Raw genomic sequence first — 9,859 nt, forward strand, 5'->3', positions numbered from 1 at the left:
GTATTATAAGTTTAATATTTGATATAATAAAATAATGCTAGAATTAAAAGTTCAATATACAGAAAGAATTGACAAATATATTTCTAATCATTCTGAAATTTCGCGCAATGATATTAAACAATTAATTGAAGAAAGAGTAGTTTTAGTTGATGATGTTTTAGTTAATAAGCCCAAATTTACTGTAAGAGAAGGTCAAATAATTAAGGTTCTACAAGTTTTGAATAAAGAAATAAAAATAGAACCTGAAAAAATGGATTTAGATATCATTTATGATGATGAATATTTGTGTGTTATTCATAAACCATCTGGAATGGTAGTTCATCCAGCTGCAGGTCATACAAATAATACTTTAGCTAATGGACTTTTATATCATTTTAAAAACAACTTATCAGACAAAAATGGATTATTAAGACCAGGGATTGTACATCGAATTGATAAGGATACATCAGGTTTGTTGGTAATTGCTAAAAATAATCAAGTCCATCAACTATTATCAGAAAAATTTTCTACACATGATATTAACAGAAAATATTTAGCTATTTGTGATGGTATTATAGAAGATAAAAAATTGCTTTTAAATCTACCGATAGGAAGATCTACTTCAGATAGACAAATAATGACTGTAACTAATATAAATTCTAAAAATGCAATAACTCATGTTACATTATTAGATACTTTTTATATAAATAATGAGCCTAAGTCTTTGGTAAAGTGTGAACTGGAAACAGGTAGAACTCATCAAATTAGAGTACATCTAAAGTACATAGGAAATCCTGTTTATGGAGATCCTATGTATGGGAAAAAAGTAGATGAATTTGGACAAAGATTACATGCATATATGTTAGAATTTGAACATCCGATAACAAAGGAGAGTTTGAATTTTTATTGCAAACCACCAAAAGAATTTGACGTATTTAACAACTTTAATTTTGATGAATTCATAAAACAAGAAAAGGAGACAAGTGAAAAATTTATACAATAACGAAATAAAAACAACATCTGAATTATGAAAAGCACACAATAAAGAATTTAAATTATGAGTGTTTTTATACTTGGGTTTAATATTTTTAACAACCTTACTACCAACAATTTATTTGATTTATTTAGGTTCTGCAACACAAGAATATATAGAAATGCAAAAAAGATTGACAGAGTTATCTAATAATGAACTTTACCCATCATCTGTTTATGAATCTCAATACATAAGAGAAATAGTATTCACAACGTTTCAAAATTTATTTTATTGATTTGTTGTAGTTGTTTTTATATTATCAATTAAAAACAGTATAAAAAATAAAAATTTTTCTTATTTATCTTCATGAGTTATTTGATTAACCTGAATTATGGGATTGATTCACATAATTCGATTTATAATCTTTCTTTCTAGTTCCTTTGATACAACTATTCTAAAAGAATTTTCAATCAGTATGTTTTTATTCAGTATAAATATAATTAATGTTATTTTATACTTTATATTAATAGTTTTTGTAGATAGAAAAGTTAAAGCAGTCAAAAAGGCATTTGTATATATCCAAACAATAAAAGCAATGGAAGAACTAAGTAAAGAATATATGGAAAATATCAGAACAGGAAATCCATATGCTCCCAGTGGATTTAAAACAGAAACAAAAAAAGAAGAAAAAAATCAAGAAAACATTGAAGATTCATTTGAATATAAAAAATTAAATGACTTAACACAAGAAGAACTACACTCCATAGCAAAAAAACTAAATATAGTTGGTTATGATGAATTAACAAGAGATGAACTAATTAAAAAAATATTAATTTATACAAAAAAAGCAAATTAATTTGCTTTTTATTTACTTTTTAAAAATCTATTCCATTGTATAATCTTATTATATTACTGTTTGGTAATATAATACATAGAAAGGTTTTATGAATTCACTTAGACATTATGTATTTTTTATACATAAATTAATTTTAAAAAAGAAAAACACAATAATAATTCCAATGATTATATTATTGAGTTCATTTATATTTTTTGGTGTTTTTAGTTTCATAGAAATTAATAACAACCAAAAATTACTATTTATTTATATATTAGTTTTTATAGAACTATTAATCACTATTTTTTTTGCTGCTTTAAAATCCATTAATGTTTATAAAGATTTAGAAGAAGAGGGAATAGAATTATTGACATTATCTAAACCTATTTCTAGAAAAAGCATAATTTGAGGAAAAACTATATCTAACTTATTATTTGCTTTTTATTGAACTTTAATCATATTAATTAGTAATACAATAATTATTTGAAGTCTTAACATTCTAAATACTCATTGAAATTTAATTTTGATTACTATTGGTGTATTTTATTTATCATATATATTATTTGGTTATTTAAGTTCATTGATAGCATACAAGACAAATACTAAAATAGCTATAACATTACCTATTTTATTATTTAGTCCTCTTGCGATAGGTGGTACAGTTATTTCAGGAAAGAGCACATCTACTGCTAACAATTTTGCATATTATTTAAATATTCCATATGAAAATCACTCCACAGGAAAAAGATTGAATGCTGAACAGTTTTATTTAAATAATCAAAATGATTCGTATTATATTATTCCTAATGGATATCAAAATGATAATTTTAGAAACGACCAAAAGAAGTTTTTAAATCTAGCATATTCAAATTCAAAAAACTCTGCTAAAGAATGACAAATTTACTCTTATTTAGTAACACCATATCAAATGTTAGATATTTTTAATGTAAATAACACAAATATATTTGACACTTTTAGTTCTAATAACACTACGAATTTAAGTAATTATTTATTTTATAATCAACTAGATTCGTTTAGTTATAATTATGACTTATTATCAAAATCAAATCTAAAACAATACAATGTAATTGATAAAAGTCAAAGCACTGAATCTACAAACGCAACAGAAACACAACCTGCAATAGATGCAGTTATTGTTAATAAAAAAGCATACTTAGTTCCCGGTGCCTTAAAAAACAAATCAATTAAGGAAAATTTAATTAATACAAACATTATCTATGCAAGAGAAAATGCAGATTCATTTAATGTAGAGTTCCCAGAAGATAATAATTCATTTACAACAACTGATAACTTAGTTGGTGAAATAAAATGACCATATTTATTAGATTTATTAGAAAACTTAATTTTCCAAGATTATGCATTGAAGTTTTTTGATGATATTAATAAAAACATTAAAGATTTCTCACAAGAAGAAACAAAAATTTACTTTATTGAAAATTTAACTAATGCAATAAATTCTGATTCATCACACTTATTACAAATAAATGATGTTAGTTCAATAGTTTTAAATCCGGCATCAATAAAAAACAAGAATATTAAAAATTTAATAGAAAAAAAAGTTTATCTAGCTATTGGTTTATTATATTTTGCATATTTTACATATAATGATTCTAAGTTACTAGATGCTATCTTATTTAATGAAAACACACAAAATTATGAACCTGAACAATTTTTATTAAAAATTGACAACTATAATTACAAATTAGGTGGTTATGCTTCATTTACACCAAAACAAATCATCCAAGAAGAAGAAATAAATGGTTCTAAACAAGCAAAGATAGTTATCAGATATGACCTAAGCAAATCGGATAACTATTTATTCCAACCTCTAGAAGAAATTTATGAAATTTCTAGAAGTAATATAAAAGTAGTAGAAAAAAATATTTATTTTGGTATTTGAGGAATATTGGGAATTTTACTTCTTGTATGAAATAACAAACTATACTATCGTAAGGACTATAAATAATGGAAAATATTTTACAGGTTAAGAATTTGACAAAAATTTATAAATCAAGAAAAGATAAAGCAGGTATTTTTGATTTAACCTTTAATGTTCCTAAAGGTTCTTTCCATGCTTTTATAGGAGAAAACGGAGCAGGTAAAACAACAACAATTAAAACTATTATTGGTTCTTATATAAATTATAGTGGTCAGATAGTTCTCAACGGAATAAATATCCAAAAACCCCAAAGCAGACAAAAATTAGGTTATGTACCAGAAAACACAATTTTTCCAAAAGAGATGAATACTTTTGAATACTTAAAGTTTTTAGGAATGTTCACAGGTCTTAATAAAAACCAAGTTAATAAAAAAATAGATGAATTATTAAGTAAATTTGAAATAACTGATTTAAAATATAAAAAACCTTTTGAATTTTCATCAGGCCAAAAGAAAAAAGTTTTACTTATTCAAGCTTTATTAAATGATCCAGAAATAATAGTTCTAGATGAACCAGCAGCAAACTTAGATCCAACTGCTAGATATCAATTATTTTCAATATTACAAGAATTAAACCAAAATGGTACTACTATATTTATAAGTTCACATATATTAAGTGAAATAGATAAATTTGTTGATTCTTTTACATTAATTCATAAAGGAAAAATCGTTTATTCAGGAGTTAAAACAAAAAGTTTAGAGGAAATTTTTTATGAAAAAATTATTCAAAACTAGTATTTGATTTGCTTGTTTTGCATCAATAACAACCGGAATAATATGAATAGGTGAATTATCAAAAAGATACCAAAGAAAACAAGAATTTACAAACCCTCCAAAACTAAATCATAATTATGCAGATTTTTTAAACAAAATAACAAAAAATGAAAGTCAGGGTGACCTAATATTAAATAAATATATTTTTAAAGAAAACACTATAGAAAAAGTTGATTTTCTTAATAAGCAATCTCAAATTAGTGATACTACTTTTTCAGAAATTAATTCATCTTTAACATTTGCTCCTTTATTTGTGTATGTTTCTGATAGTAATAGAAATGAGATTTTAGGAAAATACGCATTAAGAGGGTCTAAAAAAATAAAAGATATATTAGAAAATAATTGATATTGATATTTAAATAACATACATAAATTTACATTTCAACTAAACCCATTTAACTGAAGATTTAATGATACTTTAATAATAAATGAAGAAACAAAGGAAAGTATTAAAGATGTCTTTTTAAAACAATTATCTTTAGAAAATGAAAATCAAGAAATAAAAGATAATTCTAATTTATTATTTCAATTAAAAGAACTAAATATCCAGAAATTTCATGAAATAGATTTCTTAGAAATTCTTCCAGAAGAATACAGAGATATTGCTCAAGATCAAAATAAATATAAAGAAGGAAAAATATTATTTTGAGAAGACAAAACCGGTGTTTTATTAATTTCTTATTTATTTAATATTGAGCACAATAATACAACTGAAACAAAACTATTTATTTTGCCGGAAATATTAGTTCCAACAAACAAAACCTCAGATAATGTAAATAATTTAATTTCAAAAATAAAAGAATATTACATAGAGGTTTTTAACAAAGAAAATGAAACGGCAATTTCTAGTGAAGCAGAGAATTTTAAAGAAAATGCAGATACTCTTTTACAAGACGAAAGTATAAAAAACAATAAGTATTTTAATGAAAATGAAATTAATAAATATTTAGCTAAATTAAATGAAATAAGTCAAATAGAAGAAGAAAAAGATGATATTTTATTTGAAATAGGTGAAATATTTGATTCTATTCCATCTAGTGAAAAAACAAATAGAAGAGTATTTTCAAGATTTCGTTTTATAAAATCAGGGTTAGAAAAGTTTGTTAAGGATTTATTATCTAATGATCAAAATTATGAAGAAGATAGTTTTGAAGGAAAATTAATAAGCGCTTGAAGATTATATGAAAATATTGATTCTAAAGATGAACAAATAAATCAAATCAACCAAAATATAGAAATACCCGCATATATAAAATTTAAAGCGAGACAGAGAATTTATCAAAAACATAATGATGAAGTATTTATGACTTTGTTTAATAATGAAAATTATTCTGAAGTCTTATATAACTCGGTTTTAAAATTTAATAAATCATTTGAAAATAAATTAAACAGATTCACATTGGGAGCAGCAAATGAAATTTAAAAAAACATTAAGTAGCATACTTCTATTTAGTCCTTTTGTTGCTTTGTCATGTGCCAATTATTCACATGAAAATGTAAGAAGCCTAAGTAAAATAATTTCAAACCAAGATGAAATTTTAGGTACCACTGAAGAAAAACAAAGAAAAAACACAACAAGAATATTAGAAAATTTATTAAATGATTTATTTAAATTTAATCCAATAAGAATACAAAAGTTTAAAGAAGAACAAGAACAAAATAAAACTTTAATTAAAGAGGAGTTTAAAAAGGTAGCTACAGAATTTAAGAATTTAGTAGATCAAGACAAATTAAATAAACTAATTCAAGAAATTAGAGATATTGAAGAAGAATTAAGATCACTTCGTTTTGATCCGAGAAAAAACTCTGAAGAAATCAAAGAAAATCAGGATAGATTAAAAGAAATTCTTTTAGAATTACAACCAATACGTCAAAAACAATTAGAATATATTCAAAAACAAAATGAATTCTATTCAAAAAATTGATACTATTTTTTAACTAATTTAAATGAATTTGAATTTCAAACAATAGAATATGTTTATGATGGTTTGCAAAATGGAAAAACAGCAAGTTCAGAATATAAAAATATAATTGATGAAAAAGCACCATATAAAAACTTTGAATTTAAAGATTCATTTTTAGAATCAATGCAACAAGGTGATGAGAGTAAAGAATTTAGAGGCGGAGTTATTTATTATATTCGTAAAGATAAATTAATATTTAGAATTATCATAAGTCAAACAGATACAGAAAACCCATTGATTTCAATAAAAGCAATAAATTGATATTTCGGTAATTCTAAAGCAAATGTTTTATCATTACAAGTTATTTCTTCTGTAATACATGCACTGTTTATTCATCAATGACCAAACTCAAATAATGAATTCGAAAATATAATGGTCAAAAAACAAAAATATGGTGAACCAGCATTTGTTTTTGGTTATTATAAAGGAGAATAATGAAAAATAAATTAATTAAATTAATAGCAACTTTTTCACTTTTCTCATTTTTAATTCCTCTTTCAATATCTTGTACACAAAAAACAAAAAACGAAATTAAATATAGTAAAACTATAGAAGTAAATGCTAATGAAGAAAAATGAAACTCTTTTGTAAATCAAAAACATATTCAATACATATTAAATAAGTTATATAGCAATGAACAAGAAATTAATGATTATATTAATTCACAAAAAGAAATTAATGTTAATGAGTATTTAAAAAATTTAAAGACATGATTTAGATATGCAAATAATATTATTAGACCTCATGATAGAGGAAGATTTGATTTTCAAACATTTAAAACATTAAGAAATTTTACAACCCAAAAAGGTGATGAGGCAATCTCGAAATTATTAACCGAAAATTGACTATTTTATTTATTTAATATAGATAAATTCAAGTTTATACAATATCCAGACATACAAACTGATGAATTTGCAATTCAAGACAACCAAGATGAAGTAGAATCAAAGCAAAAAATCTTTAGTGACTTTTATTCACCTGAATCAAATTTGATTCTAGATTATGTTATTCAAGAAAGGGTTAATAAAGAAGTTGATGAAGATGAAGAAAATTATAAAAAAATAGAAGAAAGAATTTACTTTTTAACAAATGAAGGTTATATCTTTAGATTAGATTTAGAAGTAAAAATAAATAAAGATAAAAAAACTATAATAAAAAATGAAGTCTTTCAATACATAAATACTTATCCAAAATTATTAATATCAGAAAACAAACTAAATAATTTTAGTTTAAATGAATATATTCGTTCTACTCAAGATTGACCAAGCGCAAATTTAACTTACTCTGGTGCAACAAAATCTAATTTTGATGAATTAAACGGTGGAAGAAATATTAGATATACATTAATAGATGCTAATAATTAAAAGTGGTTATCCACTTTTTTTGTTTATTTTTAGTAAGTCACACAGCTTTTTTTATTATAATTGCGGAGGAATAATGCAAAACAAAAAAGATATTATAAGTAGTGCAATAAATCAAATAGAAAAAAAATTTGGTAAAGAATCAGTTATGTTATTAGGAGAAGTGCCGGATTTAGCAATAGAAACATTTCGTTCAGGTAGTCATACATTGGATAAGTTACTTGGTGGTGGTTATCCTAAAGGAAGAATTATAGAAATTTACGGACCTGAAAGTTGTGGTAAAACAACACTATCTTTACATGCAATTGCTGAAGTACAAAAAAACGGAGGTGTAGCAGCATTCATAGATGCTGAACACTCAATAGACCCTTTATTTGCTTCTAAAATAGGGGTTGATATCAATAATTTAATCTTATCTCAGCCCGATAGTGGTGAACAAGCTCTAGAAATAGTGGATATATTAGCAAAGACTGGTTCATTAGATTTAATTGTTGTAGATAGTGTAGCAGCACTGGTTCCTGAAGCAGAATTAAATGGGGAGATGACAGATCAACAAATAGGTGCTCAAGCACGTTTGATGTCAAAGGCTTTAAGAAAAATAACAGGAAACTTGAATAAAAATAAAACTACAATTATTTTTATTAATCAAATTAGAGAAAAAGTTGGAGTAATCTTTGGTAATCCAGAAACAACCCCGGGAGGAAGGGCGCTGAAATTTTATTCAAGTATAAGAATAGAAGTAAGAAAAGGTCAACAAATAGTTGAAGACAAAGAAATAATAGGATCAGAAGTTAAATTTAAAGTAGTTAAAAACAAAATTTCAACTCCTTACAAAACGGGAACAAGTGAATTTTATTTTAATAAGGGATTAGATAAACTTGGTGAAATAATAGATTTAGCAACAGAAAAAGAGATTCTTGATAAACGCGGTGCATGATATAGCTATAATGGTGAGAACATAGCACAAGGAAAAACTAAACTAAGAGAATATTTATTAACAAACCAAGAAATTTATAATAAAATTTATGAACAAGTAATGGAAAAATAGCTTTTGCTATTTTTTTATATTATAATAATCATAATTAAGGAAATATTATGGAATTAAAAATCTTATTTATAGGTGATATTTTTGGTTTACCAGGAATAGTTACTATAGAAAAACATCTCCAACGAATTGTAAAAAAACATAATATAGATTTTGTAATAGCGCAAGGAGAGAATATAACAGGTCGAAAAGGTCTTAACGAACTAGATTATATTAGATTAACAAAAGCAGGTATAAATTGTTTTACAATGGGTAATCACGTTTGAGCAAATGAGGATATTTATAATTTTATTCATAATTCAAATGTAATCAGACCGCTTAATATAATGAGTATTTATCCAGGTGTAGGTTCAAAGATATTTGAAATAAAGAATTTTAGACTCAGAGTAAGTAGTTTATTAGGTCAAACTTTTAATGAATTACTTGAACCTTGAAAACAAACAACGGCCGGTTCATTTATTGATGCATTTGATGAAATTAATGAAAATAAAAATCATGATTTTCACTTAATTGATTTCCATGCAGAAACAACAAGTGAAAAATATGCTTTTGCTTTGTATGTAGATGGCCAAGTAGATGCTTTTTGTGGAACACATACCCATGTTCAAACAAACGATGCTCATATATTACCTAACGGAACTGCTTATATTACTGATGTTGGTATGACCGGACCAATAGATTCTGCAATAGGTGTAGAAACATCAGTTATAATAAATAGATTAATAAATCCAAATAAAAAAACAAAATTCTATATCAGCAATAACAATACCCAACTTAATGCTGTTGTCATAACACTAACAAAAAATGGATTGGAAAACAAAAGACATAAGATAGAAAAGATAAACTTAACAAATTTAGAAATTTATAAATAATTTAAAAAAATATTTTGAAAAAAATTTTTAGTGTTATAATATTCAAGCAAACAAAAAAAGTTCTTTGAAAACTAGATATATACAAAAACATGACAGT

Annotated in this window: 9 protein-coding genes; all 9 read left to right on the forward strand. The window is 24.3% G+C overall.

The genetic code is table 4. The features are described 5' to 3' along the window. The first annotated feature begins 34 nt into the window (after positions 1 to 34). Positions 35 to 982: an RluA family pseudouridine synthase gene (locus tag T405_RS00150; RefSeq protein WP_036429846.1), complete on the forward strand. Its 948-nt coding sequence runs from the start codon at positions 35 to 37 to the stop codon at positions 980 to 982. Further along, positions 963 to 1,808, forward strand: coding sequence for a Rho termination factor N-terminal domain-containing protein (locus T405_RS00155; protein WP_036429847.1), 846 nt, complete (start codon positions 963 to 965; stop codon positions 1,806 to 1,808). Before T405_RS00150 ends, T405_RS00155 begins: the two co-directional genes overlap by 20 nt. 88 nt (positions 1,809 to 1,896) lie before the next feature. After that, positions 1,897 to 3,774 (forward strand): ABC transporter permease, encoded by a 1,878-nt coding sequence (locus T405_RS00160; protein ID WP_036429849.1) that lies wholly within the window; start codon positions 1,897 to 1,899, stop codon positions 3,772 to 3,774. Beyond that, a complete protein-coding gene (locus tag T405_RS00165; RefSeq protein ID WP_036429851.1) occupies positions 3,774 to 4,481 on the forward strand; it encodes an ABC transporter ATP-binding protein in 708 nt (235 codons plus the stop codon). Before T405_RS00160 ends, T405_RS00165 begins: the two co-directional genes overlap by 1 nt. Then, on the forward strand, positions 4,459 to 5,943 hold the full coding sequence (locus T405_RS00170) for a hypothetical protein (protein WP_036429853.1): 1,485 nt from the start codon (positions 4,459 to 4,461) through the stop codon (positions 5,941 to 5,943). Before T405_RS00165 ends, T405_RS00170 begins: the two co-directional genes overlap by 23 nt. Beyond that, positions 5,933 to 6,919 carry an aromatic motif membrane protein gene (locus tag T405_RS00175; protein ID WP_036429855.1) on the forward strand — a complete coding sequence of 329 codons (987 nt, stop codon included), beginning with the start codon at positions 5,933 to 5,935 and terminating at the stop codon, positions 6,917 to 6,919. The genes T405_RS00170 and T405_RS00175 overlap by 11 nt, the downstream gene beginning before the upstream one ends. Next, a complete protein-coding gene (locus tag T405_RS00180) occupies positions 6,919 to 7,848 on the forward strand; it encodes an aromatic motif membrane protein (RefSeq protein ID WP_036429858.1) in 930 nt (309 codons plus the stop codon). The genes T405_RS00175 and T405_RS00180 overlap by 1 nt, the downstream gene beginning before the upstream one ends. Before the next feature lie 73 nt (positions 7,849 to 7,921). Continuing rightward, a complete protein-coding gene (recA, locus tag T405_RS00185; RefSeq protein ID WP_084271887.1) occupies positions 7,922 to 8,893 on the forward strand; it encodes a recombinase RecA in 972 nt (323 codons plus the stop codon). Between the two features lie 47 nt (positions 8,894 to 8,940). Further along, complete coding sequence (locus tag T405_RS00190; protein WP_036429861.1) at positions 8,941 to 9,762, forward strand: TIGR00282 family metallophosphoesterase; 822 nt, start codon at positions 8,941 to 8,943, stop codon at positions 9,760 to 9,762. Positions 9,763 to 9,859 lie beyond the last annotated feature (97 nt).

Source organism: Mycoplasmopsis felis ATCC 23391, assembly GCF_000701865.1.
GTDB lineage: Bacteria > Bacillota_I > Bacilli_A > Mycoplasmatales > Metamycoplasmataceae > Mycoplasmopsis > Mycoplasmopsis felis.